The sequence below is a fragment of the Paractinoplanes deccanensis genome, assembly GCF_016862115.1.
Classification (GTDB): Bacteria; Actinomycetota; Actinomycetes; order Mycobacteriales; family Micromonosporaceae; genus Actinoplanes; species Actinoplanes deccanensis.
In genome coordinates, this window is the sequence record NZ_BOMI01000124.1 from 1 (window position 1) to 18,165 (window position 18,165).

Annotated in this window: 12 protein-coding genes and 1 pseudogene; 7 read left to right on the forward strand and 6 right to left on the reverse strand. The window is 71.5% G+C overall.

Going from position 1 to position 18,165, the window contains the following annotated elements; translation table 11 throughout:
* Positions 1–191: 191 nt before the first annotated feature.
* From Ade02nite_RS31265 to Ade02nite_RS31275, 3 genes are read left to right on the forward strand one after another with little or no spacing between them, the layout of a single operon-like run.
* Positions 192–611: a hypothetical protein gene (locus tag Ade02nite_RS31265; RefSeq protein ID WP_203771752.1), complete on the forward strand. Its 420-nt coding sequence runs from the start codon at positions 192–194 to the stop codon at positions 609–611.
* Positions 608–1,297: a thiol-disulfide oxidoreductase DCC family protein gene (locus Ade02nite_RS31270; protein WP_239169201.1), complete on the forward strand. Its 690-nt coding sequence runs from the start codon at positions 608–610 to the stop codon at positions 1,295–1,297. The genes Ade02nite_RS31265 and Ade02nite_RS31270 overlap by 4 nt, the downstream gene beginning before the upstream one ends.
* Positions 1,278–2,036, forward strand: a complete 759-nt coding sequence (locus tag Ade02nite_RS31275) for a TetR/AcrR family transcriptional regulator (RefSeq protein ID WP_379036827.1) — start codon at positions 1,278–1,280, stop codon at positions 2,034–2,036. Before Ade02nite_RS31270 ends, Ade02nite_RS31275 begins: the two co-directional genes overlap by 20 nt.
* 510 nt (positions 2,037–2,546) lie before the next feature.
* Here Ade02nite_RS31275 and Ade02nite_RS31280 read toward each other — a convergent pair.
* On the reverse strand, positions 2,547–3,089 hold the full coding sequence (locus Ade02nite_RS31280) for a YbhB/YbcL family Raf kinase inhibitor-like protein (protein ID WP_203771754.1): 543 nt from the start codon (positions 3,087–3,089) through the stop codon (positions 2,547–2,549).
* A 48-nt stretch (positions 3,090–3,137) separates the two neighbouring features.
* Between Ade02nite_RS31280 and Ade02nite_RS31285 the strand changes: the two genes are divergently transcribed.
* Positions 3,138–3,773 carry a GntR family transcriptional regulator gene (locus Ade02nite_RS31285; RefSeq protein ID WP_203771756.1) on the forward strand — a complete coding sequence of 212 codons (636 nt, stop codon included), beginning with the start codon at positions 3,138–3,140 and terminating at the stop codon, positions 3,771–3,773.
* On the opposite strand, the gene Ade02nite_RS31290 is transcribed toward Ade02nite_RS31285, so the two are convergent.
* Entirely contained in the window at positions 3,751–8,685 is a 4,935-nt protein-coding gene (locus tag Ade02nite_RS31290) for an NAD-glutamate dehydrogenase (protein WP_203771758.1), read from the reverse strand. The genes Ade02nite_RS31285 and Ade02nite_RS31290 overlap by 23 nt on opposite strands.
* A gap of 210 nt (positions 8,686–8,895) precedes the next feature.
* On the opposite strand from Ade02nite_RS31290, the gene Ade02nite_RS31295 reads away from it, so the two are divergent.
* Positions 8,896–10,806, forward strand: coding sequence for a penicillin-binding transpeptidase domain-containing protein (locus Ade02nite_RS31295; protein WP_203771760.1), 1,911 nt, complete (start codon positions 8,896–8,898; stop codon positions 10,804–10,806).
* Positions 10,807–11,918: 1,112 nt separating this feature from the next.
* On the opposite strand, the pseudogene Ade02nite_RS49710 reads toward Ade02nite_RS31295, so the two are convergent.
* Positions 11,919–12,812 (reverse strand): annotated as a pseudogene (locus Ade02nite_RS49710) (arginase family protein); the annotation flags it as partial.
* Positions 12,813–12,827: 15 nt separating this feature from the next.
* Positions 12,828–13,781 carry a tetratricopeptide repeat protein gene (locus Ade02nite_RS31305; protein WP_203771764.1) on the reverse strand — a complete coding sequence of 318 codons (954 nt, stop codon included), beginning with the start codon at positions 13,779–13,781 and terminating at the stop codon, positions 12,828–12,830.
* A 97-nt stretch (positions 13,782–13,878) separates the two neighbouring features.
* Between Ade02nite_RS31305 and Ade02nite_RS31310 the strand changes: the two genes are divergently transcribed.
* The gene (locus Ade02nite_RS31310) at positions 13,879–14,457 is read left to right on the forward strand and encodes a TetR/AcrR family transcriptional regulator (protein ID WP_203771766.1); all 579 of its coding nucleotides are present in this window, start codon (positions 13,879–13,881) and stop codon (positions 14,455–14,457) included.
* Here Ade02nite_RS31310 and icmA read toward each other — a convergent pair.
* Both icmA and Ade02nite_RS31320 read right to left on the reverse strand, forming a co-directional pair.
* Complete coding sequence (gene icmA, locus Ade02nite_RS31315; RefSeq protein ID WP_203771768.1) at positions 14,433–16,106, reverse strand: coenzyme B12-dependent isobutyryl-CoA mutase large subunit; 1,674 nt, start codon at positions 16,104–16,106, stop codon at positions 14,433–14,435. The two genes, Ade02nite_RS31310 and icmA, sit on opposite strands and share 25 nt — an antisense overlap.
* A 32-nt stretch (positions 16,107–16,138) precedes the next feature.
* Positions 16,139–17,302, reverse strand: coding sequence for an FAD-dependent oxidoreductase (locus tag Ade02nite_RS31320; protein WP_203771770.1), 1,164 nt, complete (start codon positions 17,300–17,302; stop codon positions 16,139–16,141).
* Positions 17,303–17,355: 53 nt separating this feature from the next.
* On the opposite strand from Ade02nite_RS31320, the gene Ade02nite_RS31325 reads away from it, so the two are divergent.
* Positions 17,356–17,961, forward strand: coding sequence for a PadR family transcriptional regulator (locus tag Ade02nite_RS31325; RefSeq protein ID WP_239169202.1), 606 nt, complete (start codon positions 17,356–17,358; stop codon positions 17,959–17,961).
* The last annotated feature ends 204 nt before the right edge of the window (positions 17,962–18,165 follow it).

The window sequence follows — 18,165 nt, forward strand, 5'->3', positions numbered from 1 at the left end:
CCGAGGTGGGCGGGCCGAGGTGGGCGGGCCGAGGTGGGCGGGCCGAGGTGGGCGGGCCGAGGTGGGCGGGCCGAGGTGGGCGGCCGCCACTTCCCCTGACAACCGCAGGCCATCCCCGCTCTTGAACATGTTCAAGTCGAGGTCTACGCTCGAAGCGCAGAAGTTGAACGTGTTCGAGAAAGGTGGTCCCCATGGACCCCAAGGTGTGGATGTACCTGACTTATCTGCTGGTCAGCGTTGGGCTGACCGTGTGGGTGGCGACCACGTTGTCGCGGAACGGGCTGGTGTTTCTGGCGGACGTCTTTGCCGACGCGAAGCTGGCCAAGGCGGTGAACCAGCTGTTGGTGATGGGGTTCTATCTGCTCAACCTCGGATACGTGACGGTGGCCATGCGGTCGGCGAACGCGATCGCGGACACCAGCGAGGCACTCGAGACGCTGTCGATGAAGATCGGGCTGGTGTTGCTGGTTCTTGGGGTTCTGCACTTCTGCAACGTGTTCTTCCTGGGGCGCTACCGCCGCGGGCGGCTGCGCCAGCAGCAGGGTGTGCCGCCGCTGCCGCCGGCGGGGCGGCTGCCGCTTCACCCGCAGACGCCGCCGGCCCGAGCATGACCGGCGGGCGGGAAGTCGATCCGGCGGGGCACGGGGCCGGCCGGGTCGATCCGCTCGGCGGGGGCCGATCCGGCACGGCCCCCGCCGAGCCCGAAAGCACCGAGCACGGCGTTCACCCGGAGACCGCGCCGGTCGGAGGTGGGGGTGCGCGGATCACCGCGTTCACCGTGCTGTTCGACGCGGGGTGCCCGATCTGCCGGGCCGGGCGGCGGTGGCTGGAAGGGCGCGCTCAGCTCGTACCGCTGGAGTTTGTGCCTGCCGGGTCGGGGGCGGCGCGGGAGCGGTTTCCCGGGCTGGACCACGAGGCGACGTTGCGGGACATCACGGTGGTCGGGGACGACGGGTCGGTGTTCGTGGGCGATGGTGCCTGGGTGGCCTGTTTGTGGGCGCTCGCGGACTACCGCGGCATGGCGGAGCGGATCAGCTCTCCGGCGCTGTTGCCGAGCGCGCGGAAGTTCATCGCGGCGGTGTCGGCGATCCGTGAGGCGACGCGCTCCCCGGTGGAGGGAGATGCGGCGGACGCCTGGACGGCCGCCGGGGGACCGCCGGCGGCGGCGGTGACGGCCGCCGGGGGACCGCCGGCGGCGGTGAAGGCCGCGGAACCACCGATGGGAGTGACCGCCGGGGACGCGCTCTCGGGGTGGGCGGGGGACTACGGTGACGGGTGTGACGAGCGCTGCCGCTGAACCGACCGGGCCGGACGAGTCGGCGCCGACCGCGGACCCCACTGCGCCGGCCGCCGGGCAGGGAGCGGGCAAGCCGAGACGGGCGCGAGGAGAGCAGACCCGGCAGCTGATCCTCGAGACGGCACTGCGGCTCTTCCGGGAGCGGGGCTACGCCGAGACCACCATGCGGGCCATCGCCAAGGAGGCGGGGGTCGCGGTCGGCAACGCCTACTACTACTTCGACTCCAAGGAACACCTGATCCAGGGGTTCTACGACCGCAACCAGGCCGCTCACCGGGCCGCCGCCGAGGAGGTGCTCGCGGCCGAGAAGGAGCTGGCGCCGCGGCTGCGGGGAGTGCTGCACGCGGGGATCGACGTCAACGCGCCGTACCACTCGTTCGCGGCCACCTTCTTCAAGAGCGCTGCCGAGCCGACCTCGCCGCTGAGCCCGTTCTCGCGCGAGTCGTCGCCGGCGCGTGAGGCGGCCATCGCGATCTTCCGGGAGGTCGTGGAGGGGTCGAACGCCAAGCTCGATCCGGAGTTGCGGCGGGAGCTGCCCGAGCTGCTGTGGCTGGGGTGGATGGGCGTGATCCTCTTTTGGGTGTACGACAAGTCGCCCGGCCAGCGGCGCACCCGGCGGCTGATCGACGGGGTGGTGCCGCTCATCGACCGGCTCGTCTCGTTGTCGCGGCTGCGGGTGCTGCGGCCCGCCCTGCGGCAGGTGCTCGCGCTGATCGACTCGATCCGCCGAGACGATTGATCACTCCCCGTACAGCAAATTGATCATCACCAGGAGTAGTGGACGGACGGAGAAAACCGCCCGAAGAGTGTGGTCCGAACGGTCATTTCGACCACGTAGCGCTTCCGGCCTGCCACCATGTGCACGTAGCGTGATGACAGCAGGTGGATCTGGGGACGTCGCGGCACAGGGTTCGGACCACGGGACCGGTTCGCAGCCCTCGCGACGCAGACGGTGAGCCGGGCGCGGCACGGATTTCGGGAGCAATCCGCCGCGACCCGGCTCACGCTGCTTCCGGCCCCGCCGCCAGATCAGCCGAACGCCGTCCCCGCGAAAACCGGCGTCAGTAAACGGCCGGCGTCAATGAACGGCCGGCGTCAGTGAACCTCCGGCGGCAGTGAACGGCCGGCGTCAGCAAAACCCGGCGTCGGCAACCGGCGTCAGCAAACCCGGCGTCAGCAACCGGCGTCAGCAAAACCCGGCGTCAGCAAAGAGCCGGCATCAGCGAACAGCCGGCGACCGAGCTCAGGCTCAGGCCGCCGGGGTCTCGGCGGTGGCGACGATCGTGGCGCGGCCCAGGATGTGGCCGGCCATGGTGAAGCCGAGGTTGGCGGGGGTGGCGTCGGCCGGGACGCCGATGTCCTCGACGTCGAGCGCGTGCACGGTGATGAAGTAGCGGTGCGCGCCGTGGCCGGCCGGCGGGGCGGCGCCGACGAAGCGGGCCAGCCGGGCGTCGTTGGGCAGCTGCACGGCGCCGGCGGGGAGGCCCGAGCCGGTGTCGTCGCCAGCGCCCTCGGGCAACGAGGTGACGTCGGCTGGGATGTTGGCGACGGCCCAGTGCCAGAAGCCGGAGCCGGTGGGCGCGTCCGGGTCGTAGACGGTGACGGCGTAGCCGCGCGTGCCGGCGGGCGCCCCGCTCCAGGAGAGCTGCGGGGACGCGTCCTTGCCGCCGGGCAGGCCGAACATGCCGGAGAGCTGCGCGGCCGGGAGCGGCCGGCCGTCCGAGACGGTCGTGCTGGTGACGGTGAAGCTGGGCACCTCGGGGAGGCGCTCGAAGGGGTTGTTACCACTCATGGTCGATTACCGTACAGATAATCGATTATTTGCGGTAGGGTGATCAGCATGACAGAAGCCCAGTCGCCCTCCGAGCGGATGTACGCGGCGGTGCGCGCCGCCGTGATGAACGGGGAGTTCGCGCCGCAGCAGTCGCTGAAGCCGCAGGAACTGGCCACCCGCCACGGAGTGAGCCTGGCCGTGGCGCGGGAGGCGCTGCTACGGCTGGTGGGCGAGGGGCTGGCCGACCGGCTGCCCAATCGCGGCTTCGCCGTGCCCGCCACCGGCGCCGAGCGGTGGCAGCAGATCGCCGAGGCCCGCGCCACGATCGAGCCGGAGATGTTGCGGATGGCCATCGAGCGCGGCGACCTCGAATGGGAGGCCCGCGTGCGGGCCGCCCATCATCGCCTGGCGCGCGCGGTGCCGTACGAGCAGGATCCCGACGCCTGGGGCGAGGCGCACCGGGTCTTCCACCGCACGCTGCTCGAGGGCTGCGGCAACGACGTCCTGCTCGCGACCTTCGACCGGCTCTGGGTCGACAGCGAGCTGGCCCGTCGCTGGGCGGCCGCGCACGCCCCGGCCCGCGACGCCGCCGCCGAGCATCTGGCCCTGGAGGAGGCCGCCCTGGCGCGGGAGGCCGACCGGGCGGCCGGCCTCCTGCGTGACCACGTGACGCGTACCGTCAGGCCGCTGAAGACGTCTTGACCAGGGTGCGGATCTGGCGGAGCAGCACGGACAGGGCCGCCAGCTCCGCCGGCGTGTCCCCCACGTTGCCCATCGCGTTGGCCGCACGGGCGATGGAGGCTGCATTGACGCGTTCCCATTCCGAGACGCGATCGTCGGCCGAGGCCTCCGCCGGGGTGGACTGGAGGACCTCGGCGGTGAGGGCGGCCAGCGCCGCGTACAGGTCGTAGCGCAACGCCATGCGGGCCAGGGTCTGCCAGCGGTCGCCGCGCGGCAGCTTGGAGATGTGCGACAGCAGCTGGTCGATGTGGAACCGCTCGGACAGGGCGAAGTAGACCGGCGCCACCTCGTCCGCGGCGCGGCCCGTGGCCACGCCCGTCTCCAGGATGTCGAGCAGGCCGAAGCCGTAGTTGACCAGCGTGACCCGCTCGGCCAGGTCCATCGGCACGCCCTTGTCGACGAGCGTGGCGATGTGCTCGTCGAGGGAGCGGCGCTCGTTGCCCTTGAGCACCGATGTCAGGCGCGGCAGCAGCTCCTGCACGCCGGGGCGCAGGCGGGCCACCTCGCCGGAGACGTCGATCGGCGAGCGCCGGGTGCTGACCAGCCAGCGGACCGCCCGGTCGAGCAGCCGGCGCGACTCGAGGAAGACCAGCGTCTGCGCGGCCGTCGGCACCTGGTTGTCCAGCGCCTCCGCGTCCGCCCAGATGTCGGCCAGCCCGTACGTGTCGCGGATGACCACATAGGCCCGGATGACGTCGGCGGCCGAGGCGCCGCTCTCCTCCATGGCGCGGAAGATGAACGACGTGCCGCCCCGGTTGACCACCTCGTTGACCAGCGCGGTCGTGATGATCTCGCGGCGCAGCCGGTGACCGGCCATGCGGGCGGCGAAGCGCTCGCGCAGCGGCGTCGGGAAGTACCGTGTCAGCACGCCGGCCGTCCACGCCTCGTCGACCAGCTCGTCGGCGAGGACCTCACGCTCCGCGGCGATCTTCACGTACGCCAGCAGGACGGCGAACTCGGGCGCCGCCAGCCCTTCGCCGTTCTCGTAGCGGGTCGCCAGCTCGGCGTCCGTCGGCAGCGCCTCGAGCTCGCGGTTGAGCTGGCCCGACTCCTCCAGCCAGGTGAGCATGCGCCGGTGCACGGGCAGCAGCGAGTGTGCCTGCGACCGGGCGTTGCCGAGCGCCTGCGCCTGCTCGTAGTTGTCGCGCAGCACCAGCGCCGCGACCTCGTCGGTCATCGCGGCCAGCAGCTCGTCCCGCTCGGGCAGGGTCATCTCGCCCTCGGTGACCGCGCCGCCCAGCAGGATCTTGATGTTGACCTCGTGGTCGGAGCAGTCCACACCGGCCGTGTTGTCGATGAAGTCGGTGTAGATGCGGCCGCCCGTGCGGGCGAACTCGATGCGGCCACGCTGGGTGAGGCCCAGGTTGCCGCCCTCGCCCACGACGCGGCAGCGCAGCTGGTTGCCGTTGACCCGGATCGCGTCGTTCGTCTTGTCGCCCACGTCGGCGTGCGTCTCGGAGGACGCCTTGACGTACGTGCCGATGCCGCCGTTGAACACCATGTCGACCGGCGCGCGCAGGATCGCCCGCATCAGCTCGACCGGGCTGACCGCGGTGGCGTCGCCGAGGTCGAGCGCGGCGCGCACCTCCGCCGAGACGGGGATCGACTTCGCCGTACGGGGATAGACGCCCCCGCCCGGCGAGATGAGCGACTTGTCGTAGTCGTCCCACGAGGAGCGCGGCAGCTCGAACAGCCGGCGCCGCTCGGCGAACGACACCGCCGGGTCCGGCGACGGGTCGAGGAAGATGTGCCGGTGGTCGAACGCGGCCACCAGCTTGATGTGCTCGGACAGCAGCATCCCGTTGCCGAAGACGTCGCCGCTCATGTCGCCGACGCCGACCACGGTGAAGTCCTCGGTCTGGGTGTCGAGGCCGAGATCGCGGAAGTGCTTCTTGACCGACTCCCACGCGCCCCGCGCCGTGATGCCCATCTTCTTGTGGTCGTAGCCGGCCGAGCCGCCGCTCGCGAACGCGTCGCCGAGCCAGAAGTCCTTGCCGACCGAGATCTCGTTGGCGATGTCCGAGAACGTCGCCGTGCCCTTGTCGGCGGCGACCACCAGGTAGGGGTCGTCGCCGTCGTGCCGCACCACGTCGCGCGGCGGCACGATCTTGCCACTGTGGATGTTGTCGGTGACGTCGAGCAGCGCCGTGATGAAGCGCTTGTAGCACTCCACCGCCTCGTCCCGGTCGCCCGGCTTCTGCTTGAGCACGAAGCCGCCCTTCGCGCCCACCGGCACGATCACCGCGTTCTTCACCATCTGGGCCTTGACCAGACCCAGGATCTCGGTACGGAAGTCCTCGCGCCGGTCCGACCAGCGCAGACCGCCGCGGGCCACGGCACCGAACCGCAGGTGTACGCCCTCGAAGCGCGGCGAATACACGAAGATCTCGTACTTCGGGCGCGGCTGGGGCAGGTCCGGGATCGCCTGGGGGTCGAGCTTGAACGCCACGTACGACTTCGGCCGCCCGTCCGCGCCGCGCTGGAAGAAGCTCGTGCGCAGCGTGGCCTGGATCAGCGTCAGGTAGGACCGCAGGATCCGGTCCTGGTCGAGGCTCTCCACGTCGTCGAGCAGCGCGGTGATCCGGTCGACCAGCTCACCCGCGAGCCGCGACCGCTGCGCCTCGCCGGCCTCGAGCCGCGGCGAGAACCGCGTCTCGAAGAGCCGCACCAGCAGCCGGGCGATCTCCGGGTAGGCGATGAAGGTCGACTCCAGGTAGCGCTGGGAGAAGACGCTGCCGGCCTGGCGCTGATATTTCGCGTACGCCCGCAGCACCACCACCTGGCGCCAGGTGAGCCCGGCGCGCAGCACCAGCTCGTTGAAACCGTCCACCTCGGCCTCGCCGCGCCAGGCCGCCGCGAACGCGTTCTCGACCTGCGGCCGCACCTCGGCGAGCTCGCGGTGCGCCGCCGGCGGGCGCAGCCCGAAGTCGTACAGGTAGATGGTGCCGTCGCTGCGCCGGATCTCGTACGGCCGCTCGTCGACCACCTGGACACCGAGCGAGTGCAGCACCGGCAGCACCGCCGAGAGCAGCATCGGCTCGCCGTACCGATAGACCTTGAACCGCACGTCGTGGTCGTCGGGCTCGGGCTCGCCGGTGCGCCCGGGACGCCGCTTGCGGTAGAGGTGCATCTCGAGCTGGCCCTCCTCCTCGAGCAGCTCGAGCTTGGCCAGATCCTGCATGCCCTCGTACGGCGTGTGGCCGTCCTTGTAGCTGTCGGGGTAGGCGGTCGAGTACCGCGCGAACAGGTCGCGGGCCGCCTCCTCGCCCAGCTTGCGCTCCAGCACCAGCGAGAAGTCGTCGTCCCACATGCGGGTCGCGTCGGCGAGCATCTCGGCGAGCTGGTTGGGGTCGACCTTGCCCGGCGGGTCGGCCGGGTCGGTGCGCACGATGAAGTGCACGCGGGCGAGCATCCGCTCGGTGACCCGGGTCGTGTAGTCGAGGCCGACGCCGTTCAGCTCGCGCAGCAGGATCTCCTGCATGCGCAGGCGATTGCCGGTCGTGAACCGGTCGCGCGGCATGTAGACCAGGCACGAGATGAACCGGCCGTAGCCGTCGCGCCGCAGGAACAGCCGCAGCTGACGGCGGCCGGCCATGCGCAGGACGCCGATCACCGCCTCGTACAGGTCATCGGTCTTGATCTGGAAGAGCTCGTCGCGCGGATAGGTCTCGAGGATCTGGATCAGGTCCTTGCCCGAGTGGCCGCGCGGCGACAGGCCGGAGCGGTCGAGCACCTCCATGACCTTGCGCTTGACCACCGGCAGCTCGCGGACGCTCGTCCGGTAGGCCGACGAGCTGAACAGGCCCAGGAAGCGCCGCTCGCCGACCACCTCGCCGGACGAGTCGAACTGCTTGAAGCTGATGTAGTCGAGATAGGCCGAGCGGTGCACCGTGGCGCGCGAGTTGGCCTTGGTGATCACCAAGAGCCTCTTCTCCAGGGCCCGCTTGTACGCCTCGGGCGTCATCGACGACAGCTTGCGCGGCTTGCTGTCGCCGCGCAGGATGCCCAGCCCGGTGCCCGGCACGCCCTCGAGGAGGTCGCCGTTGAGCCGGTACTCGCGGTAGCCGAGGAACGTGAAGTGGTCGTGCGCGAGCCACTTGAGCAGCTCGATCGAGTCGGTGACGTCCTTGTCCGGCACGGGCAGCTTGCCCTCGGAGCCGCGCGCGGTGGCCAGCTCGTCGGCGATCACCAGGGCCCGCTGGCGCATGCGCTGCCAGTCCTCGACCGCGTCGCGCACGTCGGTCAGCACCCGGCGGACCTCGTTGTGCAGCTGCTCGCGGGTGTCCTCGCTGCGGATCGGGTCGATCTCGATGCGGATCCAGCTCTCCACCAGATCGCCGTCGATCGCGTCGTCCGGCTCGACGTCGGCGGCCAGCTCGGACAGCGCGCCCAGCGGCTCGCGCCGCACCACGATCAGCGGGTGCACCAGCAGGTGCACCTGGAGCTGGTGCGCCGACAGCAGGGCGATCACCGAGTCGACCAGGAACGGCATGTCGTCGGTGACGATCTGCACGACCGTGTGGCACTGCGACCCGGACGGCGGCGTGATCGCCAGCTTCAGCTCGCCCGGCAACCTCGTGCGGGCGAGCTCGCGATGGGCGACCGCGGCGTCGTACATCTCCTGCGGCGTGAAACCGACCAGCTCCTCGTCGGGCGCGAACCGCCAGAAGCGGCCCACCAGCTGGGCGGTGGCATGATCGCTGCCCGCGACCTCGACGGCCTGGGCCACCAGCCGCTCCCCGTTGGGCAACGGCTCGTCGAGCTCGCCCTCCTCGGCGGAGGCGCCGAGACGCCCCGTGAGGGCCAGCCCGGGTCCGGCGGCGTAGTCCAGATCGGCATCGGAATCGGTTGCAGCCTCGTCGGCGACAGCCATGGCTCTGGCGCTCCCCTCACCCACGACACTGTGGGTTCGAACGTGTCGAGGACAGCCTAGAACGCCTCGCGCGACACGCTCACACGCGCGGTGTGAACGAACCGATCGGCGGCGTTTTTGACCTTTCTCACCTCAAGGGGGTCAACGGGACGGGCATGCGTTGACTACCGTCACGTCTGATCCACCACGTACCCCGCGAAAGGTGATGTCATGCGCCGGTTCGTCGCCACCGCCGCCACCGTGGCCCTGGCAGCTGCGCTCCTCACCGGGTGCTCCAGCGACGGGCCCGGGGGCACCGTCGACGACTTCCTCAACGGCTGGCGCGGCGGCGACCTGAGCAAAGTGGGCTTCGTCAGCGCGGCCGGCGGCAAGCTCGCCTCGGCCGACGTGCAGGCCCAGCTCAAGGAGCTCACCGGCGACCTCGCGAAGCAGCAGCTCACGGTCACCAAGAGCGGCGACGCCAAGACCACCGGCGACGACGCCACCAACACGATCAAGGTCGAGTGGAAGCTGCCCGGCGACGTCACCTGGTCGTACGACAGCACGGTGCGCCTCACCAAGAAGAACAGCGACGGCTGGAGCGTGATCTGGGAGCCCGCGCTCGTGCAGGGCGACCTGGTCGCCGGCGACAAGCTCCAGCTGCGGCGCATCCCCTCGACCCGGGCGAGCGTGCTCGACGCGGCCGGCAAGCCGATCGTGAGCCCCCGCGAGGTGGTGACCATCGGCGTGGTCCCGCAGAACATCACCGACCTGGCGAAGCTCCAGAAGGACCTGACCACGGCGTTCACCAAGATCGGCGTCTCGGTCGACATGAACGACCTGGCCACCCGCGTGAAGAGCGCCGACCCCGGCGCCTTCGTCGACGTGATCACCCTGCGCCGCCCCGACTACCTCAAGATCCGCAACGACGTACGCCCGCTGAAAGGCACCCAGTTCCAGGAGGCGACCCGCGACCTCGCGCCCACCCGGGCCTTCGCGCGGGCCCTGCTTGGCACGGCCGACGAGGCGACCCGCGACGACATCGACAAGAACCCGCAGACCATCGCCCGCGGCGACATCGTCGGCCACGGCGGCCTCCAGGAGAAGTACGACGCCACGCTGCGCGGCACGGCCGGCCTGTCGGTGGTCGTCTCCCGCCCCACGTCCGAGGCCGACGACACCCCCAAGGACACCGAGATCTTCACCGCCAAGCCGGTGGCCGGCAAGCCGATCAAGACGACGATCGACGTGAACACCCAACTCGCCGCCGACCAGGCACTGGCGCCGATCAAGCAGCCCAGCTCCCTGGTCGCCATCAAGATCAGTGACGGCTCGGTGCTCGCGGTGGCCAACGGCCCCGACGGCGGGACCGTCGACACGGCGCTGACCGGCCAGGTCCCGCCCGGTTCCACGTTCAAGGCCGTCTCGGCGTACGGCCTGCTCCAGCGCAAAGCGGTCACCGCGAACACGACCGTGCCCTGCCCCGCCAAGGCGACGGTCTCCGGCCGCGAGTTCAAGAACGCCCACGACGAGGTGCTGGGCAACGTGCCGTTCCACGTCGACTTCGCGAAAAGCTGCAACACGGCGTTCGTCGGACTCGCCCCGAAGCTGACCGCGGGGGGCTTCCAGAAGGCGGGCACCGACCTGGGCCTCGGCACCAAGTGGGACCTGGGCATCGACGCGTTCAGCGGCAAGCTCTCCCCCGCCGACACCCCGACCGAGCTCGCCGCGGCGGCCTTCGGCCAGGGCAAGACGGCGGTCAGCCCGATCGCCATGGCCGGCGCGACGGCCGCCATCGCCCGAGGCCAGTTCAAGCAGCCCAAGCTCGTGCTCGACCCGGCGCCGGCGGCCCCGGCCGCCGACGGCCCCAAGCTGGACGCGGCGGCCATCGACCCGCTCAAGCAGATGATGCGCGAAGTGGTCACGGCGGGCACGGGCACGGCGCTGAAGGACGTGCCGGGCGGAGCGGTCTACGGCAAGACGGGTACGGCGGAGTTCGACGAGAGCACCGAGGACACGCACTCGTGGTTCATCGGGTACCAGGGGGACGTGGCCTTCGCCGTGATGGTCCAGAAGGGCGGTGCGGGCTCGGAGGCGGCGGTGCCGGCGGTGGAGCGGTTCTTGCGGGCGCTGGCCAAGTAGGTTGCGGCGCAGGTCCGGTGGCTCGCGGGCGGTGGCCGAGGAGCATTCGGGTCGCCGCCGCCGGGGGCGCGGTTGCCCTCCGGGCGAGCGATTGCCCCTCCGGCACTGCCGATGCGAGCCCGGTCTGCGAGACCGGAACGCGGCCGTCGGGGTCAGGCGATGTCTGCCGGCTTGCTCTGACCTGGGCCGAGGCCGATTTCGAAAGCCGGGCGCTGGGCGGGCAGGGAGAAGTTGTCCGGTGCCGGCTCTTCGCTGACTCGCGGGCGGAGCATGCCGGGGCGGGTCGCGGGTAGGGGCTCGGAATCGAGCAGCGGAGCCTGCCCGAGCGGGCGCGGCACGAGGCGGGCGGCCACGGGCTCGGCCTTGTCGGGGTGGGCGTCCTCGGGTTCGGTTTCGTTCGGCTGGGCGTCCTCGGGCTGGGCGTCCTCGGGCGTCGCGTCCTGGGGTTCTGCCTGCTCGAGGTCCTCGGCGGCGTCAGGGGCGACGCCGGTGGCGGCGCCGTCGGCGTCGGGCTCGGCAACCTCGGCGGCGGGCTCGGCAACCTCGGCGTCGGGCTGGGTAATGCGAGCTTCGCCGGTGTCGGGCTCGGGAGTGCGAGCCTCAGCCCCTGCATCGTCGGCAGGCTCGGCATTCCGAGCGCCGATGTCGAGGACGGTCCCGGCAAAGCGGGCGGCGGCAGGCTCAGCGGCGCGACCGGCCCTCACGTCGACATCATGGGCCGCGAGCTGGTCGGTCGGCTCGGGGTTGGCGGGCTCGACCGGCTCCGGATCGGGGTCGGAGGAGGAAGGCGAAGCGTCCTCGTCCTCGTCGGGGATCTCCTGGTCGGGGTCTCGCGGCAAGGGTGGCGTCTCGTCGCTGTCCTCGACGGCCAGCGCTGTGACCGCCGGGATGGCGGGCTCCTCGGACGAGATGCCGGAGGACACACCGGACGACATGCCGGAGGCGGCGAGGGAGACGCTCTGGGCCGCGGCTGCCGCTCGGCGGTGTTCGAGGTCTGTGTCCTCCGGTGTTGCCCGGGGAGCGAGCAAACCGCGCCCGGCGGGCGGTGTGCTCTCGATGTCGGCTCGGGCGGCGATCAGGTCGGGGCGGGTCGTCACCGTGTGGGCGGCTTCGAGGCCGGCGACCACCGCGGCGGTGATCTCGGCTGCGTACTGGCCGTCGGGGTCGTAGTCGGGGTCGAAGACGGTGATCTCGACGCCCAGGCAGTGGGGGGACTCGACCAGGCCGGAGAGGAGGATCTCGAGCTCGGGGAAGGCGATGCCGCCGGGGCTGGGGGCGTCGACGGCCGGCATCACGGCGGGGTCGAGGACGTCCACGTCGACGTGCACCCAGTAGCCGGCGCAGTCGACCAGCTGGTCGCGGGCCCACTGGGCGCTGCGGGCGGCGCCCTCGGCCCGCAGGGCCGGCACGGGGCGGGTGACGATGCCGGCCGCCTGGAGGTCGAGGCGGTATTCGTCCTGGGCCCGGATGCCGAGGACGACCACGTCGACGTCGCGGAAGTAGGGGCGGCGGCTCTCGATGGCCGCCAGGTCGGCCTGGCCTCGGCCGGTGACCAGGGCCAGGTCCTCGCCCGCGGCGGCGCCCACGTAGGACGCGTTGCCGGGGTGGCGGAAGTCGGAGTGGCCGTCGACGAAGACCAGGCCGATGCGGCCGCCGACCGCCTCGCCCAGGCGGTGCATGGCGACGCCCGAGCCGAGCAATATCGAGCAGTCGCCGCCGAGGATCACGGGGAACTCGCCCGCGTCGAGGATCGCGCCGATGCGGTCGGCCAGCGCCCGGGAGTAGGCCGCGATCTGTGGCGCGTGGGCCACCCCGTCGCCCGGGCGCCAGTCGCCCGGGTCGTAGCGGGGCGGGGTGAGGCAGCCGGCGTCGCGGGCGCCGAGCTTGGTGATCAGGCCATGGTCGCGGAGCGCTCCGGGCGCCTTGGCGCAGCCCGGCACCGACGTCTCGGTCGGCGGCCGCAGACCGAGATTGGACGGTGCGTCGAGGACGGCGATGCGGCGCACGGAGCGGCTCCCTGGCTAGAAGAGGGCGCTGGCCAGGGCGCGCCGGGCGCCGGCCACCGCGGGATCGTCGGGGCCGGCCACGCTGAACAGCGACAGCAGGTGCTTGCGCACGGCGTCGCGCTCGTCGCCGGTGGTGCGCTTGACCAGGGCCACCAATCGGGCGTACGCCTTGTCGGCCTGGCCGCTGAGCACCTCGATGTCGGCCGCCAGCCGCTGCGCGTCGACGTCGTCGGGCGACGCCTCGGCCTTGGCCAGCGCGGTGGCCGGGTCGGCACCCTGGATGCGGCGGTAGAGCTCGACCTGGGCCAGGCCGGACTCGGCGGCCGCGTCCTGCGGGGACTCGGCGAGGATCTTCTTGTACGCCGCCTCGGCCTCGTCGAGGTCGCCGGTCATCAGGGCGTCGTCGGCCGCGTCGAGCCGCGGGTCCTCGGCCGGCTCGACGGCCACGCCGCCCGCCTTGAGCACCGCGTCGACGTATTGCTTGACCTGGGACTCGGGAAGCACGCCCGTGAAGCCCTCGACGAGCTGGCCGCCGACCACCGCGACCACCATCGGGATGCCCTGCACCCGCAGCGCCTGAGCGAGGCGCGGGTTGGCGTCCACATCGACCTTGCCGAGCACCCACGAGCCGCCGCCGGCCTGCGCGAGCCGCTCGAGGATCGGCGAGAGCTGCTTGCACGGCTCGCACCAGTCGGCCCAGAAGTCGAGGATGACCGGCGTCGCGAGGGAACGCTCGAGGACGGCGGACTGGAAGTTGGCCTCGGTGACGTCGATGATCGTCTCGGGGGCGGCACCACCGGGGAGGCCGCCGGGAATCGCGCCGGAAGGCGGGCCGCCGTGGGCGGCGGCCTGCGGGGCGCTGTTGGGCGCGGGGCGGCTCGGCGCCTGCGACGGCGCGGGCGCGCGGAGCGCGCTGAGATCGACCGCGCCGCGGGTGAAGATCGACGGAGTGGTCCGTGGGTCGCTCATGGTTACCTAGTCTCGCACGCTGACAAGGCGCTCCGCCGCGCCGCGGCGGGCCTGATATCGGACGTCACAGCATAACGGATGAGTTATCCTTTCAGGTATGCCATCGCTCAATCCCGAGAGGCTTCGGGCCGACTCCGCACGGGTGCGCGAGCAGATGCTCTCGGTCGCCCGCGAGCGGATGAGGGCGGGCGACGCCGACCTGCCGATGAACGCGATCGCCAAGGAGGCGGGGGTGGGCGTCGGCACCGCGTACCGGCACTTTCCCACTCATCAGGTGCTGCTCGAGGCGCTCGCGGCGGACAGCCTCGCCGCGCTGGTGGCCGACGCCCGCACCGGCGCGAACGATCCCGACCCGGCGCGGGGCTTCGCCCGGCTGATGCGCGCCGGGCTGCGGCTGATGCTCGACGACCCCGCGCTGGCGGCCGTGCTGCAGAGGCGGGACTTCGCCTGCGACGAGACGCGCGAGCTCGGCGCCGAACTGTTCACCTCGTTCGGCGCCGTGCTCGACCGGGCCCGGGCCGGGGGCGCCGTCCGGGCCGGCATCACCGCCGACGACCTGCGGCGGCTGATGTGCGGGGTGCAGCACGCGGTCCGCGCCGGCGGCGACGACGGCGCGGCCGAGCGCTATCTCGATGTCATGCTGAAGGGCCTTCAGAACCGCGCCGGCTCGCGGTAGATGCCCCACTCGTCCTTGAGGACGCCGCAGATCTCGCCCAGGGTCGCCTCGGCGCGGGCGGCCTCCAGCATCGCCGGGATCATGTTGTCGCCGGTGCGCGCGACCTCGATCATGCGATCAAGGGCGGCCTTCACGCGTACGGCGTCACGCCCCTCCCGCCGGGTGGCCAGCTCGCGGTTCTGGGCGATCTCGACCTCGTGCGAGACCCGCAGGATCTCCAGTTCCTTGGCGACCGTGCCGGTGTGCGCGTTGACGCCGACGATACGCTTCTCGTTCTTCTCCAGCGCCTGCTGGTAGGTGAACGCCGCCTCGGCGATGTTGGCGGTGAACCAGCCGTCCTCGATGCCGCGCAGGATGCCCGCCGTGATGGTGCCGTCGTGCCCGAGCTCGCGGATCCGGCTGAAGATCTCCTCGGCCTCGGCCTCGATGCGGTCGGTGAGCTCCTCGAGGTACCAGGAGCCGCCGAGCGGATCGGCCACATTGATCACGCCGGTCTCTTCCATGAGGACCTGCTGGGTGCGCAGGGCGATCTCGGCGGACTCGTCGGTGGGCAGGGCGAGCGTCTCGTCGAGCGCGTTGGTGTGCAGCGAGTTCGTCCCGCCGAGCACCGCGGCGAGCGCTTCCACCGCCGTACGGACGACGTTGTTGACCGGTTGTTGCGCGGTGAGGGAGACGCCGGCGGTCTGCGTGTGGAACTTCAGCCAGAGCGCCTTCTCGCTGGTGGCGCCGTAGTCGTCGCGCAGGTGACGGGCCCAGATGCGCCGGGCGGCGCGGAACTTGGCGATCTCTTCGAAGAAGTCGATGTGCGCGTCGAAGAAGAAGCTCAGGCCGGGCGCGAACTGGTTGACGTCGAGCCCGCGCGACAGGCCCAGCTCGACGTAGCCGAAGCCGTCGGCCAGCGTGTACGCCAGCTCCTGCGCGGCGGTCGAGCCGGCCTCGCGGATGTGGTAGCCGCTGACCGACAGCGGCTTGTACTTCGGGATCTCGCGGGCGCAGTACTCCATGAGGTCGCCGATGAGGCGCAGGTGCGGCTCCGGCTGGAAGAGCCACTCCTTCTGCGCGATGTACTCCTTGAAGATGTCGGTCTGGAGCGTGCCGTCGAGCTTGTGGATGTCGGCGCCCTGCCGCTCGGCGGCCACCAGGTACATGCAGAAGATCGGCACGGCCGGGCCGGAGATCGTCATGCTGGTGGTGGTCTTCTCCAGGTCGATGCCGTCGAAGAGCACCTCCATGTCGGCGGCCGAGTCGATCGCCACCCCGCAGTGGCCGACCTCGCCGAGCGACTGCGGGTCGTCGGAATCGCGGCCCATCAGGGTCGGCATGTCGAAGGCGACGCTGAGCCCGCCACCGCCGGCCCCGAGGATCATCTTGTAGCGCTCGTTGGTCTGCCGCGCGTTGCCGAAACCGGCGAACTGGCGGATAGTCCAGGTGCGGCCCCGGTATCCCGTCGGATAGAGGCCCCGGGTGTACGGGAACTCACCCGGCCAGCCGATCCGCTCGAAACCGGGGTGGTCGGCCCCGGCGGGCGGCCCGTAGACGGGGTCGACCGTCGCGCCGGAGAGAGTGGTGAAGTCAGCGTCGCGCTTGCGGGCGGCGTCGTAGCGCCGCTGCCAGCGCTCCCGTCCGGCCTCGATGTCGGCTGCGTCCATGCGCCCATCCTAGGGCCAAACCTGAACGATCACTAAGGCCTGTGATCGTGGATCCAGGCCTGCGGGTCGCCGTTGCGATACAGCAGCTTCATGACCACGGGAAACATCGCGTCCCGGATCGCCGCTCCGACCGGCCCGGCCGTCTTGCCACTGCCATTGCGCTTGCCGTACGCCACCACGCGCTCGACACGCGCACGGCGGCGCCGCTCGTAGTCCGCGAGCGTCCCGCCCTCGCCGAGGCACCGCCCCAGCGTGACCGCGTCCTCGATCGCCATCGACGCGCCCTGCCCGGACGACGGCGACACCGCGTGCGCCGCGTCGCCGACCAGCACCACCCGCTCACCGTGCCAGACCGGCACCCGCGGCAGGTCGTCGGTGTTCCACGGCCCGAGCGCCTCACCCGTGGCCCGGATGATCGCCGCGGCCGGCAGGTTGTCGCCCTCGAAGAGCCCGATGAGATGGGCACGCCACTGCTGCGGGGTGAACTCCCCCGGCCGTACGGGCTGCTTGCGCCCCGGATTGGCGAACCACCACACGGAGTCGTCCGGCGCGACGGCCCACCCGAAGAAGGCCCGCCGGCCGAAGGCCATGTGCACCATGCCCGGCGTACGGTCGAGCGGCACGTCCACCGGTCGATCGGTGAAGCCGCCCGCGTTGAGCAGCCCGAGATAGCGGGGCGCCGGCCCGGCCGGGTTGAGCAGCTCACGGGTGCGCGAGCGCAGGCCGTCCGCGCCGACGAGCAGGTCACCGCGCGCGTCGGAGCCGTCCGCGAAGGTCGCCGTCACCCCGTCCGGCCGCTCCTCGAAGCCGGTCAGCCGCTTGCCGCGCTCGATCGGGATGCCGCGCTTCTCCGCGGCGGTGCGCAGCGCCGCGTACAGATCGATGCGTTTGATCGTGGTGGTGACCGTGCCGTCGGGCGCCGGGCCACCCAGCGGCAGGACGGCCAGCCTGCGGCCCTTGCCGTTGACCATGGTCAGCGACGGGGTCGCGAAGCCCGCCGTCACGATCTCGGACGGATCCTCGCCGAGCGCGCGAAGAGCGGCGAGGCCGTTGACCGCCACGGTGAGCCAGGCGCCGCCCTCCTCCCCCAGGCGGGCTTCGTAGACGCGAGGTTGCCAGCCGGCCCGTTCGAGAGCGAGCGCGGCGACGGTGCCGGCTATGCCGCCACCCGCGATCAGCACGGTTCGTTTAGTCATATACTGACTATGCATACCATGACTATGGGCGGTCAACCCCTTAGGCTGAGGCCGTGGCCTCCTCCGAACCGCGCCGGTCCACGCTGGGCATGGTGCTGCTGGCGCTGCTCTACGAAGCGCCGATGCACCCGTACCGGATGCAGCAGATGATCAAGGAGCGCGGCCAGGACCAGCTCGTCAACGTCGCGCAGCGCAACAGCGTCTACCAGTCACTGGAGCGCCTCGTGCGCGACGGCCTGGCCCGCGCCGGGACCACGTCACGGGAAGCGGGACGGCCCGAGCGAACCGTCTACGAGATCACCGAAGCCGGCGCGGCGATGCTGCGCCGCTGGCTGACAGAGATGCTGCCGGCGCCGGCGCGCGAGTTCCCGGAGTTCCCGGCCGCGCTGGCGTTCCTGCCGGTGCTGCCGCCGGCCGAAGTGCGCGGGCTGCTGGAGAAGCGCATCGAGGCGATCACGGCGAAGGCGGCCGAGATCCGCGCGCAGGCGCCGGCGGGACTGCCGAGGCTCTTCCTGATCGAGGACGAGTATCGGGTGGCCATGATGGAGGCGGAGCTCAGGTGGCTGCGGGGGGTGGTGGCGGATTTGGCCGGGGGGACGCTCACCTGGGACGCCGATCTGATCAGCGAGACGCTGGAACGATTTCCGCCCTCGCCATGACGGCGATCAGACCCCGCAACCACAGACCCCGCCCTCCCAAAGGGGGCCCCCATCCTGCGATGCCATTCTCGCCGAATTCGCCGGATCGCGCGCACGGCCCTGTGGACAACGCGGACTGTGGAAAACGCATCGGTGCGGCGCGAGGGCGTGCCAACGCGACCATCGTGCGCGCGCGACGAGCATGCCAGCGCGACCAACGTGCCA

Excerpts from the sequence above, each read along its gene's own strand:
- Ade02nite_RS31295 (WP_203771760.1), top strand. The coding sequence starts at position 8,896 with ATGCGCCGGTTCGTCGCCACCGCCGCCACCGTGGCCCTGGCAGCTGCG.
- Ade02nite_RS31285 (WP_203771756.1), top strand. The coding sequence starts at position 3,138 with ATGACAGAAGCCCAGTCGCCCTCCGAGCGGATGTACGCGGCGGTGCGC.
- Ade02nite_RS31280 (WP_203771754.1), bottom strand. The coding sequence starts at position 3,089 with ATGAGTGGTAACAACCCCTTCGAGCGCCTCCCCGAGGTGCCCAGCTTC.
- Ade02nite_RS31305 (WP_203771764.1), bottom strand. The coding sequence starts at position 13,781 with ATGAGCGACCCACGGACCACTCCGTCGATCTTCACCCGCGGCGCGGTC.
- Ade02nite_RS31310 (WP_203771766.1), top strand. The coding sequence starts at position 13,879 with ATGCCATCGCTCAATCCCGAGAGGCTTCGGGCCGACTCCGCACGGGTG.
- Ade02nite_RS31270 (WP_239169201.1), top strand. The coding sequence starts at position 608 with ATGACCGGCGGGCGGGAAGTCGATCCGGCGGGGCACGGGGCCGGCCGG.
- icmA (WP_203771768.1), bottom strand. The coding sequence starts at position 16,106 with ATGGACGCAGCCGACATCGAGGCCGGACGGGAGCGCTGGCAGCGGCGC.
- Ade02nite_RS31320 (WP_203771770.1), bottom strand. The coding sequence starts at position 17,302 with ATGACTAAACGAACCGTGCTGATCGCGGGTGGCGGCATAGCCGGCACC.
- Ade02nite_RS31290 (WP_203771758.1), bottom strand. The coding sequence starts at position 8,685 with ATGGCTGTCGCCGACGAGGCTGCAACCGATTCCGATGCCGATCTGGAC.
- Ade02nite_RS31265 (WP_203771752.1), top strand. The coding sequence starts at position 192 with ATGGACCCCAAGGTGTGGATGTACCTGACTTATCTGCTGGTCAGCGTT.